Here is a 25,141-nt window from a genome sequence, read left to right on the forward strand (position 1 = left end):
AAACGGAAAAGAGTCAGCCTTATCGAGGTGAGCTTCGATAATTGTGCGGCAGGTGCATGAAGCCCAGTGCTTGAGCTACCCGGGGGTAGCGATGGCGAAGAAAACCCCGAAAGGCGTAATTGCCGAAACACCACAAGGCGGTAGGCAGCGGAAGCTTTTCGACCTGGCGATAAACCCGCCACGTGTATAGCGCCGCTCTACGCTTATTGGAAGAAATAGAGTCCGAGCGCACGTTATAGCGCACCAACACTTCCTGGATTCCGCAACCGTGGGGAACGCGTTTCAGCAACGCAAGCCACAGGCCAAAATCCTGGCGCATTCTAACCAAGGGCATCAGCACCTTGCCAAAGTGTTGGGTATCGTACATCGCGGTCGAGCATCCAACTACTGAAGTCTTGAGCATGGAATGGTATGTAGTGCGAGCTGGCACTCCCACAGCAGAAACAACTTCGTTGTTGCCCTTTACTTTTTCATAGGCTGTAAAGCTGAACGCGCAGCCTTCACGGGCCATAAATTGCAGCTGATACTCAAGCTTGTGTGGCAACCATTGATCGTCGCAGTCAAGAAACGCGATATACCGTCCACGAGCTGCATCAATGGCGGTATTACGAGCAACCGCTGCTCCTTGGTTAGTAGGCAGGGTAATAATACGTACGCGGGGCTCGGTGCCATAATGGGCGTTCACGCAGGCGACGGTATCATCGTGGGAGGCATCGTCCACGATCAGCAACTCCCAGTCTGAGTAAGACTGGGCGATCACGCTCGCAATAGAAGGCAGGATAAACCCCGCCGCGTTATAGGACGGCATGACAATCGATACTGCTGGATTACTCATTACTCAAACGCCCTCGGCACACCATTGCTGCACATATCTACGGGCAGAAACGTTTACGTCAAAATTTTCCCTGACCGTCGCAGCCGCCAGACAGCCCATGGAAGCAGAGTCATCACTCAGCCCACAGAGTACGGCACGAACGACCTCGCTCTCATCATCGGCATCAAAAATATAGCCGCTGCTTCCATGATCAAGCAGCTCTTCAATCCCGGGCGAGCGACTGCTGATACAAACACAACCTGCGGCCATCCCCTCTTTAACTGCGTTAGGCAGGCGTTCGCCAGCCTTGGTAGACAACAGCAAGAATACCCGCGTTTTGAATAGCTGCTCGCGAACCTGATCCTCGCTCAACCACCCGACAAAATCTACGGCATTAGCCACACCCAACCCCTCGGCCAACCGTTGCAACGCCCCTAACTCAGGCCCTGAACCCGCTATAGCGAGAGTCGCCTGCGCGGATGATTGGCGCACCAAAGCAAAGGCCCGAATCACGCGATCGAAGCCTTTATCGGCAATCAAGCGTCCTGCTGTAAATATTCGTAGCGGACGGGCTACAAACGCAGAAACCTCAACGACCGGATAGGCTTGCAAGTCGATACCACGATGGACAACTACGGGCGTTGTGTTGTGCCCCAGAAAGCCTCGAATATCCTCAACATTCGCCCTGGCATGAGTGAATAACACATCAGCCTCAGCGTAAGCCCATCGCGACAGAGGTAGTTTTTTCTCGAGGTCGTAGGCCCCCAGAAACATCGATCGCCGGGTATGCGGAAGTTGACCTGCGAGTAAAGGCAACACTAATGAGGGGTAATGCCCCCAGAACAAGTGAACGACATCCGGTTTTCTCTGAATTAATTTTTCGGCAATTCGTACCGCAGCCCCGAGTAACAGCAGACATTTAACGCGATCGGCCAGACCCCACGAGCCCCTGAACAAGACCTTCGCCACTAGCGCGATGATGTTCGCCTTCGCAGGAAAGTTAGCGAACGCCTTGAGTGTCTTGATTAGCGAACTCAGGCGTGACGAGCGTTCGCCTCTCGCGTAGAGCTGATGGATATCCACAACGTGACCTGCACGCTGCAACGCGGTGACATCACGCACAGCAAAGGTTTCAGAAGCGACCGGATAGGTCATCAAAACCATGCTGATGGTAAGTTTGCTATCGGTGGGAGAGGTAATCATGAGCTCAAAGCCATACGCGCTCTACGCTCAGGAAGATTAAAACCAATACGCCGTCTCCGTATCACCTTACCACTGCCAGACAGCTCAGAGCTTTTACTCAAAATACCATTCCCGGCAAAAAGGGAAATCAATGACAAAACTAAAAAACTGATTTTCAAAAAGAAGCCTCAACGGGGGAACAGATCCAGTGCTTCGTCGATGTCCAGGCCGTATGACTTCTCGAACCAGGTAAAAAGCACATCGGCAGGCGCTGCGTAGATATCCATCTGTTGGATACGAGCGATGGTAGCATCCGCGAGCCGGTACCTTAGCAACCTGGCAGGATTGCCGACCCATATCGAGTAAGGGGGAGCATCTTTTGTTAGAACGCTACCAGCACCTATGATTGATCCATCGCCAATCGTGACGCCAGGAAGGATAATGGCGTGCGCTCCGATCCATACATCGTTGCCAACGCGTACGGGCCTATTATTGAGTTGCGTCTTTAGCTGGCTGCGGTACGCCCCACCGATGAAAGCCGCCGACGTCGTAAGCTTATCAAGTGGGTGAATATTGGGCCCGATCAACGCACCCTCGCCCACCGAGCAAAAGGCTCCCATAGACTGAACATTAGGACCGACCGTCACGTCCCGCCCGAGAAACGTAAAAGGTCCTATTCGCTTGAAATCCGGGCAAATTACGCCCGGTTCAATACGAATATTTCGGCGGGCTGCCTGGTAGATAGCGCGTTCAGAGAGAATTGGCGCTAGAAGGCGACGCAGGCTGCTCCTCCATGAGAATTTCGCGTAAGCCTGCTGAACCATAGGCACTCCCATAAACTTTAAAATTCAATTAATAAGCGGGCTGAAACGTCAACATAACTCACACGTCAATCTTGATAATCCTCATCACTCTTTCACCTTTGTATTCGTCATCCACACACACCTGCTTTGCGGTGTAATCCAGCCGGGGGTGAAGATCACATCGGACCTCCCCATTGTATTTACGGCTACGAAAAAGTGATCGGGTCCATATCAATTGACTTGAAGGCATATCAAAAAGCATTAACGTCTGCCGGCCAAAGCGGTTTGGATAGGTATCCGTCAGAAACCTTCGCCCCTCAGGCAAAAATGAAGGATGCCCATCCTCCATCAGAACACCCTGACCGACTCTTGTCGGAGATTGAGTCGGATGGTCCAGATCGTAAAGGTTGTAGCCTATCGGCTCTCCGCGCGTGGGTGCGCAGTAAACAAGCAACGCTTGATCACTATTCCAGGCATAGTGAGAACATTTTCCTGAGTTGTTCAAAAGAGTGACAGAGCCTGATGACCGCTCGACCAGAAGAAGTCGGCTTGAACGTTTGGCGTTTGATACCCACATGTGAAAAAAAATGAAGCGATTACCCGACGGGCTGAAACTCAGGTGATTGATGTAATGCTCGGCGCCCTGCATATCTGCTACAGGCTCGAAGGCAAGAAGCTCTTCGTATGCCAAGCTGAAAACGATTTGATTTTCCTTGATATCAACCAATTCCAAACAAGCGCCCGGAGGAACAGGGTTATTGCTCGTAACGTCGGCAGAGGCATCATAGCCATAGCCCGGGCGTAGGCGCTGTAGACGGGAAAAATCGAGAGACAAGCCCCACCTCCCGTCTTTAGAAATATCATATAGCGGACGAATAAGAGTCGTGACGGTCTGTTTCCGAGCAATGTCGAAAATCACTCCCTCGTATTGCCCACTATCAGATCGGCTATTGAAAAAAACTAGTCTTTCATCGTGCCCCGGCATCCATTGCAGCCGAGCACCCTGCTGCCAGCACCATGCGACGCTTTTAGCAAAACAATGGAAAATCTCGCCACCTCCGTTGGCAAGATCGTAATAACCAAACTCAATTTCACGATTTGAGCCAGGGCTGATCAATTCTAAATCAGTTCTGCAGGCCAGCACTGTTTTGCCATCCTTGGAAAACGGAGTGACGTCATAATACCCAAAAAAAACATGATATCCCGCGACGCCAAGGATGACATCTTTAGCGTCTCTTGGACTGACGATGTGCAGTGCACGCTCATACAGAATTCCGCACACATACAAAGCCTGTTTAGCATACCGCTTGAGCTTGAGTTTAAGCCGGGACAGCATCATTTAAGGACCTTACGCATCAAGCGACCCATCGGATTAAAACAGACAGACATCAAAATATTTTTTTTCAGAATAGGTGGTGGTACGCAAGTATCTATCCCGGCCTCGGCGATTACAAAATCGCGTTGTTCTTGAGAGATCGTCGGACTGAATTCCTGAAAAAGCTCGTTAGCTCTCAAAACCACAGGCTCCTTCGCGTAGTGGTCAAAATCAACACTATTAAATGTGGCTTCCGGCCCTAGCAAGGAAAACGGAATCCCCATTTCGACGCTATAGAGTACGTATGACCCCAACCCATTAGAGCTTGAATACTTGTGGCGGCGGAGTATTTCGTAGAAGTTTTGAGCAAAGTCTTCACCTCGGCGCGCACCCGAACAGTAGACGTTGAAGCCCTGCTCAAGATAAGCATTCTGCCTTCCTTTTTTTATATCATCCTCGTGAAGGCAGATGCTGATCGGATGACGGTCGGCTGGGAGGTTTTTTAGCTCAGCACAGTAGGCCAGGATATCGAATTGTGCCTCGACCACAGTTCCCGAGTGAACTGGAAAAACCACCGTTCCCCGAGCAGTTTCACTCACTTCCAAGCCCATCGCCCGACGATAGTGGATAAAGGGAGCGCCGAGAATATGTACCGGCTTACTACTCTGAGTTTTCCAGGCATCTGCCTGTCGGGCGTTGAATACCAATATCGCTGGTACGTTTTTCTTGAGGTCGCCAGGGCGTGGCGCATTTCTGAGATACCAGCCATGGTGGATCTCCACGGCTAAAGGTAACCATGTCGGCCACGAAAGGTGCTGTTTCACCAACCGGTCAAATCCATAATTTGTGATTTCCGCACCAAACAGTAGCCGCATAGCTTTATCAAATCGGGATAACGGAGCACGCTCGCCTCCTTTTGAAAGCCCGTGTTTATCTACAGCGAGATGATCCAGCTCTGCAATGCTCATTCGGTGGTTCCAAACAAAAGAAGTAACACACTATTTGAATTTGACACTCTCAGGGCGCACAGGAGTATTCATCGCAGCATCAATTGCTGCGACAGAACCTATTACCCGCTCCAAATGTTTCGGTGGCATACCAAAGCCAGGTCTGATACTGCGCACAGCGTCTGCCCCAATTACCTCGCCAGCCTTGATATCTTTCACGAAATACAGCGACCGACGAAACTTGACGTTCCCTTGCTCACTAGATTTACGACCATAATCCACACGTCCTAACGCAGCCCAAGCAGTTTTGCTATCTCGGCATAGAGCTGACAACTCTTGGGGTTCCAGTGAAAAACTATCATCCGGGCCGCCACCGCTGCGATCAAGCGTGAAATGCTTCTCGATGATTGAAGCGCCCAGAGCTACGCTGGTAATAGCGGTAGTATTGTCGAGGGTATGATCAGACAGCCCAGTTACAAGACCGTGGCGCTTCATCATGTCCGGAATGGTGCGTAGATTGTAATCTTCTGCGGGAGCAGGATAACCACTGACACAGTGTAGAATAGCGAGTTCTTTACAGCCACCGGTACGCGCCGCGTCGACAGCTTCGGCAATCTCCTGCTCATCAGCCATGCCGGTCGAGATGATCATGGGTTTACCTGTGCTTGCGACATATTTGATCAGGGCATGATCGATAGCTTCGAACGAGGCAATTTTGTAAGCCGGTGCGTTGAGATCCTCAAGCAGGTCTACGGCGGTATTGTCGAATGGCGAACTGAATACCGTAATACCTAATTTCCTTCCGTGATCGAAAATAGGTCGATGCCACTCCCATGGAGTATGGGCCCACTCATAGAGCTCATACAAGGTTTTACCATTCCACAAACCACCGTGAATTTGAAAATCAGGGAGATTAGAGTCGAGCGTAATAGTATCAGGGCGATATGTCTGAATTTTTAGGGCGTCTGCTCCATTTTTTTTAGCCTCGTCGAGAATACGGAAGGCTGTCTCAATGCTGCCATTATGATTCGCAGACATTTCGGCAATGATATATGGAGGATAGTCAGGACCTATTAGACGCCCGGCAATGGAAAAAGGACTAGTCATGATTCATTTTCTCAAGCGTCAGCTTATAAGTATGGCCATGTAGTTTGAAGAACGCAGGGAATCGATCCGCATCCGACACCCGGATTAGATCAAATTGACTCGCTAAAGTTTTTTCAGGATCAATCTCACTATCTTCCGGCGTACGCCGGCGATAATAAGTTGAAGGAAGATTAGGATCTTGGGGCAGGGCTTCTACAACCTTAAACTGTTCGACTGCAAAATCCATCAACTCGCTTTCGGCTAAAAACAACGCGGCATTTATCTCATCGTAAAGCGCATGTTTTGGAACGTTCAAAACCTTACGAGCCCACACCGCACCAGAGTCTACAATGTCTTCTGCCTCAAGCAAACTTATGGTTAGAGCATCAGCCCCTCCAATTATCTCCCACACGTGCGGACTCCATCCACGACCCCGAGGTAGATCACTAGCGTGGATAACCAAAACCTTTCCATAGCGGCATCGATCCGCAGAGCCAACAATTTCTGAACAAGAGATCAAAAAAAGAATATCCCCCCCTGATAACTCGCTCAGATTCGACACTGACTCGATCGTGTGCGTTGCGCTGTGCTTCGCACTCCAACGGTCCAACATATCGTTAACTGGATGGTTTTTTGAACTGCAAAGAATAGAAATTTTCATACATCCACCATCAGCTCACTTACCACTCTATTTGTGCCCGACCCATCGGTTATCCTTGAAGCAGATTGACTAAATCCATCTAGTAGTCTTGGGTCCGAGAGCCACTCCTCTAAAGCCGCTGTCATCTTCCCAACGAAACCCTCGTCATCCGGACTGCCTAGACTCAGCGCCACGCCAGCCGCATCTAATGCCTCAGCAATGGGCCGCTGGTTTTCAGCCAAGATGACTAGCAGTGTAGGGACCCCAAGACAACAACGTTCCCAAGAGGAACTACCAGCTGCGCCTATAACAAAATCAGCGCTCGACAGGAGTTCTGCCATATTCGCCACGCCTACAGCGACCTCAATGAGCGAAGGACATAACTCGGCGGCCACGCGAACCTGATCAATCCATGGAGACAAACGCCCTAGGATCACTGTGAATTTTAGTCTCGGATCAAACCGGAGCTGCCCTACTCCTTCAAGAATACGACCTGTTGCGTTATGGACATCTACACCGCCCATGCTGACTACGATGTGTTTTGGCTTCACCTGCCCAATCGCGCGCCTCGTCAGACTCAACTCTCGGAAGGAAAAGAAGTCAGGTCTTAACAAGGAATAATGAGGACCAATTAATAAAGTCGTACCAGGTTCAGTGAGGCTCGAATAGTCAGAATCACTTGTACCTAGATTTTGGTCAAGGAGCACGTCGCATAGATGTTGACGGTCTGCAAGATCATCAATCACGAATAAACGCTTACATTCCCGACGAAGCCTTCCTTCCCAACGAAAATCCAATGCATAGTGATCAACCACCAACCAATCACAATTTAGATTCTTGAGAATGATTCGACAGGTCTCTGCATCAGACATTTGACTACCGCCGAGCCAATCAGCGTGATCAAGAATGGGGCCTGGAGCCTCATTCAGCTCTCCACTCTGAGAAATGGGAGGGCCGACCACAAAAACTCGAAATCCATTTTGCTCGACATGATCTATTAGGCTCCCAGAAAAGTCCCGGCATAGAAAGTAACAAACCGCACCCTCTTGGCGCAATGCGATAGCAAGTGTTAGACACCTCATCACGTGACCGCTCCCCATTTGAAGGGAAGCATCAACCCGGAATGCGATAGTCATAGTCTTCACTTAGCCGCATCCTCAGCATTCATCGCATTGAACATCCATTCCGCTCGCACCCAATCCTCAAGGGTATCGATATCCTGTACGCGGTGACGAGCCAGCTTTACGGCCGCCGAGTCCTGACTGAAAATGATTTTGCCTTGTAGCCAGGCACTCGCCTTGCCCCAATAGAACTGACCTGCATCATGGAAAGCCTCTTCCAAATCTTGAGACCGTGTATTGAAATGCTCCGGGTTGAACATGCTCACCCGACTAGCTTCATTCAGGCGTATTGCTCGCTGAATGGGAAAAGGATAACTAGTGACCGAAAACGCGTAATCACTGCCTACTTGGTCCAGCACGCTCAGACCGGCCAGCAGATCCTCAGCCCTCACGAAAGGTGCGGTCGCATAGACGCAGCACACATGTGTCACCGTCATGCCAACATCCAAGTGCCACTGTACGGCATGGGCAATGACCGGAATGGTACCCGTATAGTCATCCGATAACGCGGCTGGGCGAACGAACGGCGTAGTAGCTCCGTACTTTCGTGCTACCTCGGCGATCTCTGCGTCATCAGTGGAAACTACCACGCGGTCAAAACAGCCACTCTGAAGTGCTGCCTCGATGGACCAGGCAATCATCGGCTTGCCGCAGAACATTTTGATGTTCTTGCGGGCAATACGCTTACTGCCACCGCGGGCGGGGATCACGGCCAGTTTCATCGCTGAAGCGCCCGGCCCAGCGCTGCAACTACCTCGTCCTGCTGTTCAAAGGTCATGGTCTGGAACATCGGAATGCTGATAGCTTCACGATAGTACTTCTGACTTTCCGGGAAAGCCTCAGGAGCAAAGCCCATCTGCGCGAAGTACGGCTGGGTATGCACCGGAATGTAGTGAAGGTTTACGCCAATACCCTGAGCACGCAACGATTCAAAGACTTGACGATGAGTGACGGTCAGCTTGTCGAGCTGCAAGCGGATGACAAACAGGTGCAAGCCTGAATAGCCTTCCGAGGCCTGCCATGGAAGGGTGACTGGCAAGTGACCCAGCAACTCACAATAACGTGCTGCCAGCTGATGCCGCCGGGCAACATAGTCGTCCAGGCGGTCCATCTGACTTACACCCAACGCCGCTTGTAACTCGGTCATCCGATAATTGAAACCGAGATCAATCTGCTGGTAGTACCAGGGACCATCGGTCTCGTGGGTCATCAGTGCCGGGTCACGAGTGATCCCGTGACTGCGCAGCAACCCCAATTTTTGCGCGAGCTGCGAGTCGTTAGTGGTAACCATACCCCCTTCAGCGGTGGTAATGATCTTCACTGGGTGAAAGCTGAAAACCGTGATGTCGCTGTATTCGCAATTACCGATGGGCTTGTCTTGGTACTTGCCACCGATAGCATGAGATGCGTCTTCGATGACTCTGAAACCGTAGCGCTGAGACAAAGCATAGATGCGCGCCATGTCACAGGGTTGGCCGCATAGATGCACCGCAACCAACACCTTGGGCAACTTACCTAGACGTTCGGCCGCCAATAGCTTTTGCTCAAGCGCCGCCATATCCAGGTTATAAGTGCGCGGATCGATATCAACAAAATCAACCTGCGCCCCGCAGTACAATCCACAGTTGGCTGACGCCACGAATGTAACGGGCGTAGTCCACAACAGGTCGCCAGCCCCAAGGCCTAACGCCAGGCAGGCAATATGCAGCGCAGAGGTGGCGCTATTGACTGCGAGCGCATGCTCTACACGACAGTAATCAGCGATCAGCGATTCGAACCGTGGGACCATAGGCCCCTGGGTCAGGAAGTCTGACTGCAGAACACCAACGACTGCGTCGATATCGGCTTGGGTAATATCCTGACGACCATACGGGATCATGTTCAGGCCTCGGCGAACTTGTTGAATTCAGCGACCTGAGCGACATCCAGAAACTGCGGATTAGTCCCGGAGTTGTATTCGAAACCCTGCTCCACAGGCACGCCTTTTTCACCCAGTTTATTCACGGTGAAATCATTCGTGCGGCTGTTGAAGGTAATTGTCGGACGTAACACGTAATGATCTTCGAACTCGAGAGTCAGGTGCGAATCGTCGGAAGGGCACATGATTTCGTGGAGCTTTTCTCCTGGACGGATGCCGATGATCTTCTGTGGCATACCCGGCGCCATGGCTTCAGCCAGATCAGTGATCCGTACCGACGGGATCTTGGGTACGAAAATCTCACCGCCGTACATGCGCTCGAAGTTCTTCAGGACGAAATCCACACCCTGCTGCAAGGTGATCCAGAAGCGCGTCATGCGGTCATCAGTGATCGGCAAGGAGTCAGCGCCGGAAGCAATGAGCTTCTCGAAGAACGGCACAACTGAACCCCGCGAACCGACCACATTGCCATAGCGGACCACGGAGAACTGGCAGCTATGCCCACCGGAAATATTGTTGGCTGCCACAAACAGCTTGTCGGAGGCTAGTTTGGTTGCGCCGTAGAGATTGATCGGATTAGCGGCCTTATCGGTAGACAGCGCAATTACGCGCTCAACGTTGTTTTCCAACGCAGCGTATATTACGTTTTCGGCCCCATGAATGTTGGTCTTGATGCATTCCATCGGGTTATATTCTGCAGCAGGTACCTGCTTCAGGGCTGCGGCATGAATGACGAAATCAACGCCACGCATCGCCTGCACCATACGTTCCTTATCACGCACGTCCCCGATGAAATAGCGCATGCACGGGGCATTGAACGTTTGCTGCATTTCGTACTGCTTAAGCTCATCGCGGGAAAAGATGATCAACTTCTTTGGCGTGTAACGGCTCAAAATAGTCTGAACATATTTTTTACCAAACGAGCCCGTGCCGCCGGTAATGAGAATAGTTTTATCGTTAAACATCTGTAAATCCTGAGAAGAAGTCATGCATGTACGGCCATACGTCTGAAGGCTTCGTTACGCTCGATCAAATCGTCGTAGGTACCCTGATCGGACACCTTCCCTTCAGACATGAAATAGATCACATCACATTGCCTTACCGTTGTCAGTCGGTGCGCAATCATGATAATGGTTTTCTGTCCGGAGAAATCATGGATCGCATCCATTATCAGTTTCTCGGTTATACCATCCAAAGCGCTGGTTGCCTCGTCGAGAACTAGTATATCGGCGTCCTCGTACAATGCACGGGCGATACCAATACGCTGACGTTGGCCGCCAGACAGCTGGACACCACGCTCACCAACACACGTCGACAACCCTTCAGGAAGGCTTGCTATAAGCTCTTCCAGGTGCGCGAGACTCACAGCGCGCTGCACCTTGCTTTCATCGATCTGCTCAGGAGCGAGGCCAAAAGCGATATTCTCCCGAATACTGCTGTCTGTCAGGAAAATACTTTGCGGCACAAAGCCCACACTGTTTTGCCAGGTACGCAGGTTTGCTGAACCGATCTCGATACCGTCTACGACAAGGGCACCTTGATCCGGTGCGATCAAACCCAGAATTAGATCAATGGCAGTGGATTTTCCGGACCCGGAGGAACCGACCAATCCTATGACTTTGCGAGCTGGAATTTCCATACGCAGTTGGTTAAGCGCCGGCGAAGACTTCTCGGGATAGCTGAAAGTCACATCCTGAATCCGAATACCATCCTTCAGGATCAGCCTCGACGAATGAACCTCAGTCACTTGCCCGGATTCTGCTGCGGCAGCTTGGGCATAGCTTTCTCGCAGCGGTTTTTTGATCGATTCAAATGAGGCCATGCTGCCTTTGATTTGCGAAAGGCTACTGTACATCTGCTGAAAAGCCGGAAGTAACTTCATGCCTGCCAGAGCATAAACCGCCAATACTGGCACGACATCTGCGAAATTACCGGCATTAACCTTTAGCAGATACAGCACAAGCATGATTACTGAACCGAAGGCGACAAGCTCCATCGCATAACGTGGGACCTGACTCATCGCCTGATTACCGGCCATGCTTCGTGTGTAGCGTCGGTTCGCTTTCTCGAATCGATCCTGATAAAGGGCTTGCCGACCGAGCAGCAACACGTCTTTGATCCCCCCGAATCCCTCCCCGATAAGCTTGAAGCGCTCGGATTGAACTACCGATATCTCTTTACCGTTACGCACCAGCCTTAGACGTACAAATCGATACAGCGCTGCATAAGCGAGCCCAAATATCAACAACCCGGCAATAGCGATAATCGGGTTATAGACAAAGATCGCCAAACTCATGAGCGATGCGAGGACCATCTTCGCATTCAGCTGCATGAGCGGTTGAATAATGCCCAAAGTTACCCGCGATGCTTCCTGAGTGATCTGCTTGTTAAGCAAACTACTCGAATTTGTAGCGTGGAATAGCCAAGGCTGCCCCAAATAGTATCGAAAGAGTCGACTGCTTATTTGCTCACCCACCGCCTGCCCGTAGACCAGTAACCGCCATGTGGTCAACATCGAAAAAACGCCGCCACACACGAGCACAAGCAGCACCGCCAAACCAAGCCAGAACAGGAAATCTGCAGGGGTGCTGAAGCCGCTGGCAGCATAGATCTGAGCTAGCTTACCGGTTCCTTCCAGGCGTGACATGTCGCTGACGATGGCCATGAACGGCGCGATCGAAGCGATGCCTGCAATCTCGGCAAACGACATGATCACCACCAGAAACTGCAGCCGCAGCAGTCTGCGTCGCTGCTGAGGAGTCAACAGTGAAATCAGTTCTTTGATCAACTTGAACATTACGTCAACCAGCCTGGAGGCCAAGAAGGCTATTAAGCCGCTTGCCCCTAAACATTACGGATATACCAAGGCATTGCCCTAGCAATACCTGCCTGAATTTTGAATTGCGGGGCGTAGCCCAGCAGACTGGCAGCTTTGCTGATATCGGCTTGGGAATGGCGAACATCTCCGGTGCGATAATCACGGTAAACGGGTTCTCGCTGATAATTTACGCCATTCTCCGCCAGCGCTATTTTTAGCGCTTGAAATAACTCATTGAGATCGGTTCGATCGCCCAACGCAACGTTATAGACCTGATTGCGTGCTTCATGGTCCGCCGTCGCGGCCAACAAATTGGCTTGCACTGCGTTGTCAACAAAGCAGAAGTCGCGGCTTGTATCGCCACCGCCATTGATAAACACATCCTCGCCTTTGATAAGCGCCGCCGCCCACTTAGGAATAACTGCGGCGTAGGCGCCTGCGGGATCCTGCCGCTCACCAAATACATTGAAATAACGGAGCCCAATGGTGTTGAAACCATAAGTGCGGGCAAACACGTCGGCATAAAGCTCGTTAACGTATTTAGTAACCGCATAGGGCGACAGAGGCTTGCCGATAAGGTCTTCAACTTTCGGAAGGCCTGGATGGTCGCCATACGTCGAACTGGATGCTGCGTAGGTAAAGCTTTTCACCTTCGCATCACGAGCAGCAACCAGCATATTCAGGAACCCGTCAATGTTGGTCGCATTGGTTGTCACAGGATCATCTATAGAGCGCGGAACAGACCCCAAGGCAGCCTGATGCAGCACATAATCTACGCTTTCACAGGCACGCTTGCAGTCGTCAAGCTTGCGAATATCGCCTTCCTGAAACTGGAAAGCTGCCCACTGCTCAGGAGCAACCAGAGCTTTGACTTCGTCCAGATTGCGCTGGTGCCCAGTAGCAAAATTATCCAGCCCTACGACTTTCTGACCGAGCTTGAGGAGCGTCTCAAGCAGATTAGAGCCTATGAAGCCGGCTACGCCGGTGATTAGCCAACTGCGTGGAGCCAGCTCCAGCTCCGTACGCAAGCGTTCAAATCTAGTCATGAAATACCTGAGCTACTACCCGCATCCCGGCCTGAAGCAAAACGATTGACCTGGTCGAGTAGTTATCAATTGATGGAAGGGGCTAAAGGCGCAGATCAGTCTGGTCAGCCGGAAGAAGATATTTAAGATCGTACAGCACATGACTTGGCTTGCCGAGCGAGCGAAGATGCTCAACACCCATCGCCTTGAACTGATCATGCGCCACCGCCAGGATGATGCCGTCATAAACTCCGTTCTGGGGCGTTTCGATGGTTGAAACGCCGTACTCGTGCTCCGCTGCGGCGCTTTCAACCCAAGGGTCGTAGACGTCAACAGACACGTTGTATTCAGCCAATTCACGGATGATATCTATGACCCGAGTGTTACGCAGGTCAGGGCAGTTTTCCTTGAAGGTCAAACCCATCACCAGTACGCGAGAACCCTCGACGTGCAACCGGCGCTTGAGCATAGCCTTGACCAACTGCGATACAACGTAAGCCCCCATACTGTCGTTCAGACGACGACCCGCAAGGATGACCTCTGGGTGGTAGCCGATAGACTGGGCTTTATGAGTCAGGTAATAGGGATCAACACCTATGCAATGCCCACCTACCAACCCGGGACGGAACGGCAGGAAATTCCATTTTGTTCCTGCGGCTTCGAGTACTGCCTGCGTGTCGATACCCAGCTTGTTGAAAATTAGCGCCAGTTCATTGATCAGCGCAATATTGAGATCACGCTGGGTATTCTCAATCACTTTGGCAGCTTCGGCGACGCGAATGCTAGAGGCCTTGTGCGTGCCTGCGGTGATGATGCGTCGATAAAGTGAATCGACGAACTCCGCGACTTCTGCGGTAGAGCCAGAGGTCACCTTTTTGATCGTAGGAAGACGATGCTCTTTATCGCCCGGGTTAATCCGCTCGGGGCTGTAGCCTGCATAGAAATCCACATTGAATTTCAGGCCCGATATCCGCTCCAGAACAGGCACGCAATCTTCCTCGGTAGCCCCGGGGTAGACCGTCGATTCGTAAATGACGACATCACCCTGCTTCAGAACCTTGCCAATGGTTTCGGAGGCACGAATCAATGGAGTCAGGTCTGGCTTCTTGTGATCGTCAATAGGCGTGGGGACGGTCACGACGTATACATTACAAGCCCTTAGAGCCTGCGTATCGCTGCTAAAGCTCAACTGATGCGCCTGCTCCAACTCGACATCTTCAACTTCAAGAGTACTGTCGTGTCCAGCCCGAAGAGCCTGGATTCGGGCTTGGCTGATATCGAAGCCGATCACCGGAAACTGTTTGCCGAACTCGACCGCCAAAGGCAGCCCGACATAGCCAAGGCCGATTATACCAAGGCGAACTTCATTCAAATTGAACGTCATGAGCAGGTCGAAATTCCATATCAGCGATAAAAACATGCCCTGAACACGCACTGTCTGTCACAGGTGCGGTGTCATCGCGAAGACACATAAGCAAGGGGGAGCAAGGGTACACCAATACGACGAGATCGTCAGATCCCGACGCGAGACAGGCTCTACACAGTAGAGCCTACGACTGGGCGGTCATTTTAAACTCAACGTATCTGGACTGACTACTAACAGATACTATTTGACATCAACCAACCCGCCCACCTCCGGCTTGCGAGCTACTTCCTCTAAAGAAGCACCGTCAACACATCAAACCTGAAGTCCTTGCAACACCAAACGCGACCTGGCAAGCCAAGTATAGTTTTCCTGATAGACCCCGAAGGCCGCCGCCCCCATTTGCGCTCGACGCTGGGGAGACTGAGCAAGCTGAGCAATCCCCTGCTCCCAGGCTGAAGTATCTTCAGGCGATAAAAGCATCGCTGTTTTCTGGTCAAGGACCTCTCTGAGAACCGGGAAGTCCGATACAAGCATCGGCACGCCGGAGGCCATATATTCGAAAATTTTCAAGGGTGACATCCAGCGACTGGTATCTCGCCCGCTCGCAGTTTTCGGGCCATGCTGATAAGGCGCCAACAAGATGTCGCAAGCTGTAAGAAAACCGTGAACGTGGGCGGGTGGCAGCCTTCCATGCCAGTACACATTTGGACTACTCTGACGCTGCTTCCAAAGCCCTATTTCATCATCACTTCCCCCGACGATGTGGAAAGAGTGTTCTGTAAAGCGGCTGGCCAGCTCCAGTATGAGCTCCACCCCATTACCCGATCTTAGCCCGCCTGCATATCCGATGTGGCATCCATCGGTAGGGGGGAGTTCTTTTGACACGAAAGTAGATGGAACGCTCGCACCGTCGTGAGCTACCAGACAGTCCTTTCCAAGTGATTCGGGAAAAGCCGCTTTTAGGTCTTCCATCAATCCACCGGAAATCACAACTACCCGCCGGACACGGCGGCTAGCCAGTAGTCGTCGCAAGAGGGCTGACAATAACCGCCCTTGGGGAATTTCATGTAACTCTAGAATCACTTCCATCTGCAGCGCGACAGCGAAAGCCGCTGACAGGAGACAGCGCGCGTAAGCAATATCAGGTTTAACAACAAACCGAGCATGCAGCGCTTGCTTGGCACCATAAGCAATAACGCCCAAACGCCGGAACCGGGATGGGGGGACACCGCTAATTCGGAACGTTGCTGGCACCCCATACTGCTGATAAAGGTCGGCAACCTTCTCAGGCTCGCATTTGGCATGCAAGACCACCTCGTGCCCGCTCTCAGCAAAACAAGCGCAGATATTCATGACGTGAACAGCATTGGCGACTGATGCAGACAAGGGGCTGTTGGATAGGTAGGAAAGGCGCATACGGCTGCTCAGAGCAAAATATTGAGAGAATCTATCGCTAGATCCACTTGCAGGCCTGGCTCAGGATTCAATCAAAGCAAGGTTAAAAAATCGATTCACTATGATAACTGATTACAGATGACCAGATCCAAAGCCTTGTTTGGGCATAGGTCGTTCGGATTAACCCCTACAGCACGATTAGACTGACACCTCCACTTGGCGCCTAACGACTGCCGCGAGCTGCTGAGAAGATTGCAAACGGTCCTGGCTGAGCTCAAACCAAATATTCAATCAACCTCCCATTCACCTTATGCATATCGAATCTTTCCCGAGCCATTGCGTAGCTCTCCAGCCCCATGACCTCGATCTGTTCGGGGTGCTCGATGAAGTAGATCATTTTCTCCGCCAGGACTGACGCGCACCAAGGCGGGATCAAGAAACCGTTCTTGCCTTCTACCACCGTCTCTCTACACCCAGGTGTATCCGTGGTGATCACGGGACGTCCTATGGCCATCGCTTCTTGGGTGCTCCTCGGGAAACCTTCTCTGTAGGAAGGCAAGACGAACACGCTTGACCGACCAAGCCACTCACTTACGTTTTCAACATGGCCTGGATAAACGACCACCCCCTTGGCCACTAAATCGGCGAGTCTTTCGGCAGAAAGCCCACTCGGATTACCTTCGTCCAGCCCTCCCAACATGACGAAATTGGCAAGCGGATATCGCAGCTTGACCAGACGCGCGGCTTCTACATATTCATGTACACCCTTTTCCGCAAGAAGGCGGCCAATGAAGATAAAGCCAACCGGCTCGGTTGGTGGTTTTGAGTAGCCGTACGCTTTCAGATCCAGGCCGATAGCGCCCAGAACGGAAAGATTTCTAACCCTCAAGTTGTGCTTCTGCAGAAGATCCTTCGGGTCATCTGCGTTGAGAAATACGACACGGCCCAGTAGCGGAAGTGACAGCCGATAGAGCAGCAGCTGGGTTTGCCGCACCAGTGCCTTCCTGAGCCCCCTGCCCCGGGGATCATACGTGAAGGCATACCCGAGCCCCTCAAGCATCCCTATGCGTTTTTTTACACCAGCCAAGGTGGCAGCAAATGCGCCGAATATGACAGGTTTGGTGCAGTAGGCAAATACGACATCCGGGGCGATTTTTTTTATTTGCCCTGACAGCTTTAGCGTATTTACGAAATCGGATAAGGGATTCAAACCCGATCGACTGAAGGAATAATCTATTGGCACGCCACCCAAGCGTGACACTTCCTCTCGCGTGCGGGTGCAGTAATCAACCGCAAATACATAAACGGCATGATTTTCAGCCACTAGATCCGTAATAAGTGAGGAACGGAAATTTAAAACATAAGCGGCGGAGGTGCCGATCATTGCAACTTTCATAGAAACTTCCTGGTCTTTTCTGCTGAGGCAGTGAAAAAGACTTTGATAACAACGGCCTGTTAATTACTCACTCACAAACGCCTGCCGAGCAACGTAGCGTAGATGCCCTGCCACATGAGTACCGTGCTACTCAGAGAAAAGCGTTCCTTGATTCTGGCTCGCGCCCTTGCGCCCAAGTCAGCTTTATCGGCGTCTGACAGTTCAAGCGCCTTGTGTATAACCTGTGCCAATAATATCGGGGACCCCGGCTGCACAAGAAAGCCATTCGAGCCAACAACTTCTTTAATGCCACCACAATCTGTCGCAACTACCACTCGTTCGGTTGCCATTGCTTCCGCAACGACCAGACCAAAACCTTCCCATGCGGAAGACAGAACATATATATCCGCAGCATTGTAAAGTGAAGCAACATCATGCCTTACACCCATGAACAACACATCATCATGCAGGCCAAGCATGTTCGTCAGTTTTTCTAAACTATGCTGTTCGCTCCCCTCCCCGACCACCCATAATCTGGCGGTAGCCCCGTCATTTTTCAGTTGAGCATACGCGCGCAGCAGTGTTGGATAGTCTTTGGCTTCGACCAGTCGACCTACTGCTAGAATCACAGTATCACTATCAGCGATACTGTTGGCTTGCCTGATCTGTATACGCGCCTCTGGATCGGGCCTGAATAAATCGGTATCGATACCGTTTGGCACCACGCGCATTTCCCCCTTGCGTACAGCGCCTTTGACTTCAAAGGCCTCAACAGCCTCATGGCTGACATTGGTCGTGAGATCAGCCAAGCCGTTAGTGAGGCGATAGGCCAACATCCTGAGCCAGCCACCTTCGTAGGTATTGTGAGCACTGCAGACAAGAACAGGGAAACGCACCGCAAGGCGTAGCAGACGAGAAAGAATATTAGCGTGCACCATGTGGCTATGGACCACGTCCGGTTTGAACTCGCAAACCAGTGAACGCAGTTTTGAATAGCCATTGATAAAACCCCTTACGCCTTTACGCATACCGAGGCCTACCACGCGGATCGATAAGCCATCCGCGGAAAGCGCTTGATCACCGGTTAGAAAGCATATGCACACCTCATGGCTCAGCGTCATGTGCCGGGCAATATCCATGACCTGACGCTCGGCCCCGCCAACACCAAGGCTTGTAATTACGTACAAGACTTTCAATCGTTCCATGCCCGCGTCCTTGAGTAATAGATGCACTGTAAAAACCGCACGCCATTTTTTAACCTACGAATCACAGTGTGTTCGCGAAAAAACTGCCGTTTATAAAACATCCCGAATCCTTGAGGATTTCGCTTGAGATGAAATTTAAAGTTTTTCGTATAGCCGTCCTCAAGATATTCACCGAGATAAATGATGTCTCGATGGAAACAGGCTATCTTTCCAGCGTCCGCTATTTCATTCCATATCAACAGCTCAGGGACGAATTTTTCGCCCTTAAATACGGGAAACGGATGGTCCAGCAACGCTTGCTTTTTGAATACATAAGCAAGATCGCCCTGATAATAACGCGCCGCGGCAGTAGCGTGCATATAGCAAAACCCAGGTTCATCCTCAGCTACCTCCACACCAATCAATCGACCATCGAGACGCCCCCTGCGAAAACACATCCCCAACAAGGCTTTATCTTGTGCCTTGTCCAGACTGTCATAGGTTTTGCATATGGCTCGGGGCGTTAACAAGTCATCACTGTCGACGATTAATATCCAATTACCTGACGCTGCGCGTACGCCAGCATTAATTGCAGATTGCTTCCCGGTATTAGGCTGCTTCACTACAACCACTTCAATGACGGCACTCTTGGCGAAGTCGCATAATAATTGCTCCGTGCCGTCGCTGCTGCCGTCATCCACAACCACCCATTCAAAATGCTGATTATGTTGAGCGCACAAGCTATCAAACAAACGCCCCAATGTATGAGCGCGATTATAGGTGCATGTCAGCACAGTTATCATATAAAAGCCCGTTAACCATTAACAACGCGAACAATTATTCACTTCAGACTGCTGGGACCATAGTTTAAAAAAGACAGCCATCAAACCAATGAACAGCACCACTTCTGCGCCGATAAATCCAATAATCACGCCGGTCGCAGCGAACTTACTGGCCAGCAGGGCCGAGCAGACGACCGCACAGACCGAACTTATCAAGGTAAGCCGGGCCAGTAGCTTTTGCCTGCCCATGACAATCAATCCCGCCACCCCCATAGCCTGGTTTGCCAGCCTGAAACGCACTATCCAGATAAAGATGACCAAGAGTTCAGCCGCGCCCTGAAACTCTCCACCCAGCAACAGAGCCAGACCTTCACGACCAAAGACAACGACCATCAAAGCCAGCAGTAGTCCGGCGATGAAAAAAGCTCCAGTCGTTACCAGGCATGACCAAACCGCAGACCGTTCGTTATGCATCCCGAGCCTGCTCAGGTGTGGAAACATCCCTGTCAGAATGGGTGTTGCTAACCCAGCGAAGCTCCTTACAACTTTCTCGACCGGGGCGTAGTAACCCAGAACCTGTAAACCTGAGAACAATGAAACCAGAGGCGCACCTGCGTTCGTTAATACATTGCCCGCCCCCTTGTACACAAAGACATGAAACCCAGCTTTGACTTGCTCAAATCCACCGCTGAACGTAAGGGAAACACCGCTCACCCATTTAGCACACAAACAATAGCCTGCCAGGGTGTTCAGGACACTCACTGATGCCAACAAGGTTAACGCCAGATGATAATCACCCTGGTCTCGAACAAACCCCAATAGCAATAACAGCCCAATGCACCTGAGCACCACATCAGCCAAGGTGATCAGCCGCAAGCGCTCCAGCCCCTGAAACAGCCAGACCGGACTCAGGCCAAAAGCCAAAAAGTACAGGACGCCAAACGCGATTAAATTGGGCTCCAGCCATGCGTGCTCACTTAGCATCAGCCACGGCAGAACGAATAACGCAACCACTCCGGATACCATAAGCTTCGCGGATAGCACGTCTCCAAAAATGGTGGAGATTTTGCTTTTGTTATCAGAAACCAAAGCCACCTGCCTGGCAGCACTAATACCAAATCCATACTCTACGCAGAGCGAAGCCAGAAGCGCCAAAGCCTGCACTAATACTAGCTTCCCATACGACTCAGGACCCAGAGCACGAGCTAAAACAGGTATTTCAAACACAGGAATGAGGTAACCCACTGCTTGCGCGACAAACAGCAAAGTTACGTTATTCATTACCTTCTTCAACGTATGCCCTTAAAAGAAGTAACTTCTGCGTCACTCGACGAATACGCTGCTGATTGCCAGGCAATCATGATTATCCAGATACCCCACTCTGATAGTTCTGAGCTCATGGGATGAAGCATCATTGAAAGCGCATAAGCCAACCCACCAACTGCCGCGGCCAATCCCAAGCCCTCCCGAAGAGCGTTATCGCTGACCCTTGCGTCTCGGCGACCAAACAAAAATATGACAGGCATCAACATAAGCAATGTGAAACCAACGCAACCAACAACTCCTAACTCGCCAATAGCAGACAAATAGGCGTTGTGAACGACGAGTGATACGCCCGCCTTAACCGCAACAGCACTCCCGAATCCGCAGCCAAGGAGATAACACTCGCTCGCATGCTCCAGCCCGGCAGACAAGAGCCGATAGCGGGTTTTATCGACGATTAGCAGGCGATCGAACACGAAGGGATATTTACCATTCAAGCCGTTGCCGATGCCGATGCCATCATTGACGAGTAGCAGCACGTAACACGCAGCCATCACCAGTATCACAATAATTAGAGCTTTTAACGCAACCAGTCGGAACCTCGAAAAAAGCAAACACGCATAAACAAGTGCCTCCAGCAACAGCCCTGTCCTGCTTGCATCAACCAACAGCAGGTATGCAGCCATCGCTAGCACTGCAAAATCGAACAGATTCTTCCGAGGGACATACAAAATTTTTACGAGCACTATTCCTGAAAAAAAGCTTGCCGTTTTCCACATGACTCCGGGATACGCAAACTGGCTACCCTGCCGTCCCCCGAAGGACACGTAGTATTCGGTCAACAGGTATTTACACAGTATGAAGATCGTAAACCCCAGAACTATGACGATTCTGCTTATATCAAAGAGATGCTGGGCGGATAGCTTGTCGGCATTGAGATACAGCACACCAAAAATAAAAAAGATCACCAGCAACTTAAAACCTTGATACAAGGTATACCCGTGCGCATTTACCGCCGCAGCGAGAGCAAAACCCGACAGAGTTATCACGAATGCACCGCAACACAAGAGCAATCGTTTATCTCGCTTGATCGTGCATTTTCTTTGCACAATATTAATCACACCTGAAAAACCGACACCTGCCCACAACAACCAATAGCCCGTTGCGCTGACCACTTCGCGCAGGCTGCCGAGGGCAATCAAAATACAGGCTGCAAGAAAGATAAAAAACGATGCAGACCATTCTCGCGTTGCCCATGATTCTTTTAAAGCCCACATTCCTCCGACACCTCTAAACTGATAAACCAATATGAAACCGATAACTGCGAAGTTTCAGCGTTTGGGGATGTCCAGTTTTAGAGATTTGTTTTCCAGCGAATACTTACGCTTCAACAGGGTTGCCAAGACGTCTTTGGCGCGCCGCTCACCGTGCACCAGCCTGATCTCTGCTGGCCAGGCGGCCATGCCTGTCACGAAGCCCAATAGCTCCTGCTGGTCCGCGTGAGCCGAATAACCTCCCACCGTTGTAATGCCTGCCTTTATCTCGAAGCGATCCTTATCAAGCTCGACATAACCGCCGACAGGGCCATATTTCTGGATCGCGGCGCCAGGGGTGTCTTTGGCCTGATACCCGACAAACACAACGTTATGACGCGGATCGCCTAGCATGGCCTTGAGGTAATTGACTATTCGGCCACCAGAGCACATACCACTGCCAGCAATAACGATCGCCGGGCGCCCCGTGCTGGAGAGATAATTGACCACTTGCAAGTGCTTGTCGTGGCTGTCTACCGTGATGAGCTGCCCGAAACCCAACGGCCTTCTACCCTGACTCAAACGCTCCTGAGCCTCGCTGTTCCAATAGTCGGCGAACTGCTGATACACCGCGGTGAAGCGACTTGCCAACGGAGAGTCGAGGACTATCGGCAACTGCGGCCAATTGATGGGCAGACCGCTAGCGGCATCGCTTGCCAACTCACTGTTATGGTCTTCGACAAGTGCTTTGCGGCGCAGAATATCTTCGATTTCAAACAGCAGTTCCTGAGTACGACCGATGCTGAAAGCCGGGATCAGAATAGTCCCATGATCGGCCAACGCCCTGTCGATGACCTGCTCCAGGCGAGCCTGACGACTCTCGCGGTTTTCGTGAATGCGATCACCATAGGTGCTCTCAAGCACCAGTACATCGGCTCGTGTTGGCGATTCTGGTTTACGAAGAAGCGGGTTGTGGCTGGAGCCTAGATCGCCGGAAAAAACGATCCGCTTTTCGCGCTGTTGAGTCGGATATTGGATATCGCACTCTACATAGGCAGAGCCGAGAATGTGGCCTGCGCGCCTTAACTGAATCCTGACAACAAGCAGTGGCGTATCGACGAGCGAATACCAAGCATCAAAAGGTACGCCTATTGTCTGCGCTTTGACTTGGGCAAGACAGCGCTCAATCCGCTTTGTGTCGTGGCCGAACTGATGTTTGCAGACGTCCTCAAGCGTGATTGGCAACATTTGGGCTGAAGGTTCGCTACAGATGATGGGCCCGATGTAGCCAGCCGCCAAAAGATCAGGAATACGTCCCACGTGGTCAACGTGGACATGAGTAAGAATAAGAGCCTTTATGCTTTTCAGACTGAAATCAGTCAAACTCTCTGAATCGTCTCCCTCCGCTTCGCCGTCCAGACGTAACCCGCAATCTATAAGCACACTGCTGTATTCATCGGCGAGTAGTTGGTGACATGAGCCGGTAATACTGCTGACGCCACCATGATGGATAATTTCTGGATAATTCAATGAATACTCTCTCGCCGGATTATTACTAAAACCCTTCCAAAGGATGAACTATTGAAGCGAGCATACCTTTGATAGACTTAACTACACCGGCGTATTCTGAGCCCAACAAAATAATTCGCAAGCATTGACAAATACCACCAAATAATATTAACGAAACAGCTTGAGACAGCAACCCCCTGTAATGATTGATATATTTCCGGTTATGGAAAACATTTAAACCTTCGAACTACAATGCTTTATTACTAATCTCACAATACTTGTAGCCTTCTCCTACATCATTACATGAAACATCTGACACCCAACAAGGAAAGACTGAAGATTGCAAACTCCAGCAATTATTGTTCGGGAAAAATATGTAACTAAACACTAGAACTGAACATAAAAAAAATCACTTTAGGCGAATCGCGCTAAAGTGAATTTTGGAGAGGAGTGACAAGGAAGTGACGGAGAGGGGCGGCAAACTCAGACAGAACGGTTAACGAGCCTGCGCTTTTTTCGCAAACCGGCAGCCCACCCCAGAAAAGGACCTATAAGCATCCCTATCAACAACGCGGCGATGACCGGAATGGCCAGGAACGTTTCCGGCGAAGATTTCCCAAGGAAAACCAGCGATACCTTCTGCCGATTCTCAAGGATGAAGACGATCGTTAGCACGATAAGCGCCAGCGCAACCACGGTCGCGATTACTCGTGTGAATATGCGCATGCTTTACTCCTATACTCCTATCGGGAGGCCTGAAGAGCCTCTTCTTCCTCTTCGTTCACACGATCCCGCAACTCCTTACCCGGCTTGAAGTGCGGTACAAACTTGCCGTCAAGGCTAACTGATTGGCCGGTCTTGGGATTACGGCCAACCCGTGGAGCGCGGTAATGCAGAGAGAAACTGCCAAACCCACGAATCTCAATGCGATCGCCAGTCGCCAAGCACTGGGACATTTGCTCAAGCATGGTCTTGATGGCCAGCTCGACATCCTTGGATGAGAGCAGCCCTTGATGGGTGACAATTCGTTCGATCAACTCCGACTTCGTCATATTTTTCCCTTCTTTTTCAAGCAGCTAGATAAGCGCTCCGAAGGTTTTAGCATGACCAGATGAATTTGAACAGCCCAAGTATTGACTTATGTGAGTTGGTCACAAACGAGGGATATTAGCCAGCGAGCGCCAGGCCGCGAAATACAAGTGATACGGCCCGGATTTGCCTTCGAGCTTTGTGTGGTCGCCGTAACCCGAATTACAGCACGTCCTGAAACCGATGCGCAGCCATCGCGGACAAGTCGGAATGCCGCCCACTCGCTACCACAGGGCTGGTCATGACCTTAAGCTCA

General features: G+C 51.1%; 23 protein-coding genes. All 23 read right to left on the reverse strand.

Going from position 1 to position 25,141, the window contains the following annotated elements:
• Nucleotides 1-19 precede the first annotated feature (19 nt).
• Nucleotides 20-835, reverse strand: a complete 816-nt coding sequence (locus EE949_RS19655) for a glycosyltransferase family 2 protein (RefSeq protein WP_122665809.1) — start codon at nucleotides 833-835, stop codon at nucleotides 20-22.
• Nucleotides 836-838: 3 nt separating this feature from the next.
• Nucleotides 839-2,017, reverse strand: a complete 1,179-nt coding sequence (locus EE949_RS19660; RefSeq protein ID WP_122665810.1) for a glycosyltransferase — start codon at nucleotides 2,015-2,017, stop codon at nucleotides 839-841.
• Nucleotides 2,018-2,184: 167 nt separating this feature from the next.
• On the reverse strand, nucleotides 2,185-2,820 hold the full coding sequence (locus EE949_RS29985; RefSeq protein ID WP_205505166.1) for a CatB-related O-acetyltransferase: 636 nt from the start codon (nucleotides 2,818-2,820) through the stop codon (nucleotides 2,185-2,187).
• 58 nt (nucleotides 2,821-2,878) lie between these two features.
• Nucleotides 2,879-4,138: a TolB family protein gene (locus tag EE949_RS19670; RefSeq protein ID WP_122665811.1), complete on the reverse strand. Its 1,260-nt coding sequence runs from the start codon at nucleotides 4,136-4,138 to the stop codon at nucleotides 2,879-2,881.
• On the reverse strand, nucleotides 4,135-5,082 hold the full coding sequence (locus EE949_RS19675; RefSeq protein WP_122665812.1) for a hypothetical protein: 948 nt from the start codon (nucleotides 5,080-5,082) through the stop codon (nucleotides 4,135-4,137). Before EE949_RS19675 ends, EE949_RS19670 begins: the two co-directional genes overlap by 4 nt.
• 30 nt (nucleotides 5,083-5,112) lie before the next feature.
• The gene (pseI, locus tag EE949_RS19680; RefSeq protein ID WP_122665813.1) at nucleotides 5,113-6,168 is read right to left on the reverse strand and encodes a pseudaminic acid synthase; all 1,056 of its coding nucleotides are present in this window, start codon (nucleotides 6,166-6,168) and stop codon (nucleotides 5,113-5,115) included.
• On the reverse strand, nucleotides 6,161-6,808 hold the full coding sequence (locus tag EE949_RS19685; protein WP_122665814.1) for a UDP-glucuronic acid dehydrogenase: 648 nt from the start codon (nucleotides 6,806-6,808) through the stop codon (nucleotides 6,161-6,163). The genes pseI and EE949_RS19685 overlap by 8 nt, the downstream gene beginning before the upstream one ends.
• On the reverse strand, nucleotides 6,805-7,923 hold the full coding sequence (gene pseG, locus EE949_RS19690) for a UDP-2,4-diacetamido-2,4,6-trideoxy-beta-L-altropyranose hydrolase (RefSeq protein ID WP_122666128.1): 1,119 nt from the start codon (nucleotides 7,921-7,923) through the stop codon (nucleotides 6,805-6,807). The genes EE949_RS19685 and pseG overlap by 4 nt, the downstream gene beginning before the upstream one ends.
• Before the next feature lie 5 nt (nucleotides 7,924-7,928).
• Nucleotides 7,929-8,630 (reverse strand): pseudaminic acid cytidylyltransferase, encoded by a 702-nt coding sequence (pseF, locus tag EE949_RS19695; protein WP_122665815.1) that lies wholly within the window; start codon nucleotides 8,628-8,630, stop codon nucleotides 7,929-7,931.
• Nucleotides 8,627-9,787 carry a UDP-4-amino-4,6-dideoxy-N-acetyl-beta-L-altrosamine transaminase gene (pseC, locus tag EE949_RS19700; RefSeq protein ID WP_122665816.1) on the reverse strand — a complete coding sequence of 387 codons (1,161 nt, stop codon included), beginning with the start codon at nucleotides 9,785-9,787 and terminating at the stop codon, nucleotides 8,627-8,629. The genes pseF and pseC overlap by 4 nt, the downstream gene beginning before the upstream one ends.
• A gap of 2 nt (nucleotides 9,788-9,789) precedes the next feature.
• Complete coding sequence (gene pseB, locus EE949_RS19705) at nucleotides 9,790-10,791, reverse strand: UDP-N-acetylglucosamine 4,6-dehydratase (inverting) (RefSeq protein WP_122665817.1); 1,002 nt, start codon at nucleotides 10,789-10,791, stop codon at nucleotides 9,790-9,792.
• Between the two features lie 20 nt (nucleotides 10,792-10,811).
• Nucleotides 10,812-12,623: an ABC transporter ATP-binding protein gene (locus EE949_RS19710; RefSeq protein WP_122665818.1), complete on the reverse strand. Its 1,812-nt coding sequence runs from the start codon at nucleotides 12,621-12,623 to the stop codon at nucleotides 10,812-10,814.
• A gap of 47 nt (nucleotides 12,624-12,670) precedes the next feature.
• The gene (locus tag EE949_RS19715) at nucleotides 12,671-13,690 is read right to left on the reverse strand and encodes an NAD-dependent epimerase/dehydratase family protein (protein WP_122665819.1); all 1,020 of its coding nucleotides are present in this window, start codon (nucleotides 13,688-13,690) and stop codon (nucleotides 12,671-12,673) included.
• 82 nt (nucleotides 13,691-13,772) lie between these two features.
• Nucleotides 13,773-15,053, reverse strand: coding sequence for a Vi polysaccharide biosynthesis UDP-N-acetylglucosamine C-6 dehydrogenase TviB (gene tviB / locus EE949_RS19720; RefSeq protein WP_122665820.1), 1,281 nt, complete (start codon nucleotides 15,051-15,053; stop codon nucleotides 13,773-13,775).
• A 294-nt stretch (nucleotides 15,054-15,347) separates the two neighbouring features.
• Entirely contained in the window at nucleotides 15,348-16,451 is a 1,104-nt protein-coding gene (locus tag EE949_RS19725) for a glycosyltransferase (RefSeq protein WP_122665821.1), read from the reverse strand.
• A gap of 253 nt (nucleotides 16,452-16,704) precedes the next feature.
• Nucleotides 16,705-17,826 (reverse strand): glycosyltransferase family 4 protein, encoded by a 1,122-nt coding sequence (locus EE949_RS19730; protein ID WP_122665822.1) that lies wholly within the window; start codon nucleotides 17,824-17,826, stop codon nucleotides 16,705-16,707.
• Nucleotides 17,827-17,897: 71 nt separating this feature from the next.
• Nucleotides 17,898-19,010, reverse strand: coding sequence for a glycosyltransferase (locus tag EE949_RS19735; protein ID WP_240350674.1), 1,113 nt, complete (start codon nucleotides 19,008-19,010; stop codon nucleotides 17,898-17,900).
• Nucleotides 18,998-19,792 carry a glycosyltransferase family 2 protein gene (locus EE949_RS19740; RefSeq protein ID WP_122665823.1) on the reverse strand — a complete coding sequence of 265 codons (795 nt, stop codon included), beginning with the start codon at nucleotides 19,790-19,792 and terminating at the stop codon, nucleotides 18,998-19,000. The genes EE949_RS19735 and EE949_RS19740 overlap by 13 nt, the downstream gene beginning before the upstream one ends.
• Before the next feature lie 18 nt (nucleotides 19,793-19,810).
• The gene (locus tag EE949_RS19745) at nucleotides 19,811-21,052 is read right to left on the reverse strand and encodes an oligosaccharide flippase family protein (protein WP_122665824.1); all 1,242 of its coding nucleotides are present in this window, start codon (nucleotides 21,050-21,052) and stop codon (nucleotides 19,811-19,813) included.
• Nucleotides 21,053-21,060: 8 nt separating this feature from the next.
• On the reverse strand, nucleotides 21,061-22,311 hold the full coding sequence (locus EE949_RS19750; protein ID WP_122665825.1) for a hypothetical protein: 1,251 nt from the start codon (nucleotides 22,309-22,311) through the stop codon (nucleotides 21,061-21,063).
• A 54-nt stretch (nucleotides 22,312-22,365) separates the two neighbouring features.
• Nucleotides 22,366-23,817 carry an MBL fold metallo-hydrolase RNA specificity domain-containing protein gene (locus tag EE949_RS19755; protein WP_122665826.1) on the reverse strand — a complete coding sequence of 484 codons (1,452 nt, stop codon included), beginning with the start codon at nucleotides 23,815-23,817 and terminating at the stop codon, nucleotides 22,366-22,368.
• 462 nt (nucleotides 23,818-24,279) lie between these two features.
• On the reverse strand, nucleotides 24,280-24,522 hold the full coding sequence (locus tag EE949_RS19760) for a lipopolysaccharide assembly protein LapA domain-containing protein (protein ID WP_122665827.1): 243 nt from the start codon (nucleotides 24,520-24,522) through the stop codon (nucleotides 24,280-24,282).
• 17 nt (nucleotides 24,523-24,539) lie between these two features.
• Nucleotides 24,540-24,848 (reverse strand): integration host factor subunit beta, encoded by a 309-nt coding sequence (gene ihfB, locus EE949_RS19765; protein ID WP_122665828.1) that lies wholly within the window; start codon nucleotides 24,846-24,848, stop codon nucleotides 24,540-24,542.
• Between the last annotated feature and the right edge of the window lie 293 nt (nucleotides 24,849-25,141).

This window comes from Pseudomonas viridiflava (assembly GCF_900602065.1).
In the GTDB taxonomy this organism is placed as follows: domain Bacteria; phylum Pseudomonadota; class Gammaproteobacteria; order Pseudomonadales; family Pseudomonadaceae; genus Aquipseudomonas.

Coding starts and splice junctions, on each gene's coding strand:
- EE949_RS19655 (WP_122665809.1), bottom strand. CDS start 835: ATGAGTAATCCAGCAGTATCGATTGTCATGCCGTCCTATAACGCGGCG.
- EE949_RS19660 (WP_122665810.1), bottom strand. CDS start 2,017: ATGATTACCTCTCCCACCGATAGCAAACTTACCATCAGCATGGTTTTG.
- EE949_RS29985 (WP_205505166.1), bottom strand. CDS start 2,820: ATGGTTCAGCAGGCTTACGCGAAATTCTCATGGAGGAGCAGCCTGCGT.
- EE949_RS19670 (WP_122665811.1), bottom strand. CDS start 4,138: ATGATGCTGTCCCGGCTTAAACTCAAGCTCAAGCGGTATGCTAAACAG.
- EE949_RS19675 (WP_122665812.1), bottom strand. CDS start 5,082: ATGAGCATTGCAGAGCTGGATCATCTCGCTGTAGATAAACACGGGCTT.
- pseI (WP_122665813.1), bottom strand. CDS start 6,168: ATGACTAGTCCTTTTTCCATTGCCGGGCGTCTAATAGGTCCTGACTAT.
- EE949_RS19685 (WP_122665814.1), bottom strand. CDS start 6,808: ATGAAAATTTCTATTCTTTGCAGTTCAAAAAACCATCCAGTTAACGAT.
- pseG (WP_122666128.1), bottom strand. CDS start 7,923: ATGACTATCGCATTCCGGGTTGATGCTTCCCTTCAAATGGGGAGCGGT.
- pseF (WP_122665815.1), bottom strand. CDS start 8,630: ATGAAACTGGCCGTGATCCCCGCCCGCGGTGGCAGTAAGCGTATTGCC.
- pseC (WP_122665816.1), bottom strand. CDS start 9,787: ATGATCCCGTATGGTCGTCAGGATATTACCCAAGCCGATATCGACGCA.
- pseB (WP_122665817.1), bottom strand. CDS start 10,791: ATGTTTAACGATAAAACTATTCTCATTACCGGCGGCACGGGCTCGTTT.
- EE949_RS19710 (WP_122665818.1), bottom strand. CDS start 12,623: ATGTTCAAGTTGATCAAAGAACTGATTTCACTGTTGACTCCTCAGCAG.
- EE949_RS19715 (WP_122665819.1), bottom strand. CDS start 13,690: ATGACTAGATTTGAACGCTTGCGTACGGAGCTGGAGCTGGCTCCACGC.
- tviB (WP_122665820.1), bottom strand. CDS start 15,053: ATGACGTTCAATTTGAATGAAGTTCGCCTTGGTATAATCGGCCTTGGC.
- EE949_RS19725 (WP_122665821.1), bottom strand. CDS start 16,451: ATGCGCCTTTCCTACCTATCCAACAGCCCCTTGTCTGCATCAGTCGCC.
- EE949_RS19730 (WP_122665822.1), bottom strand. CDS start 17,826: ATGAAAGTTGCAATGATCGGCACCTCCGCCGCTTATGTTTTAAATTTC.
- EE949_RS19735 (WP_240350674.1), bottom strand. CDS start 19,010: ATGGAACGATTGAAAGTCTTGTACGTAATTACAAGCCTTGGTGTTGGC.
- EE949_RS19740 (WP_122665823.1), bottom strand. CDS start 19,792: ATGATAACTGTGCTGACATGCACCTATAATCGCGCTCATACATTGGGG.
- EE949_RS19745 (WP_122665824.1), bottom strand. CDS start 21,052: ATGAATAACGTAACTTTGCTGTTTGTCGCGCAAGCAGTGGGTTACCTC.
- EE949_RS19750 (WP_122665825.1), bottom strand. CDS start 22,311: ATGTGGGCTTTAAAAGAATCATGGGCAACGCGAGAATGGTCTGCATCG.
- EE949_RS19760 (WP_122665827.1), bottom strand. CDS start 24,522: ATGCGCATATTCACACGAGTAATCGCGACCGTGGTTGCGCTGGCGCTT.
- ihfB (WP_122665828.1), bottom strand. CDS start 24,848: ATGACGAAGTCGGAGTTGATCGAACGAATTGTCACCCATCAAGGGCTG.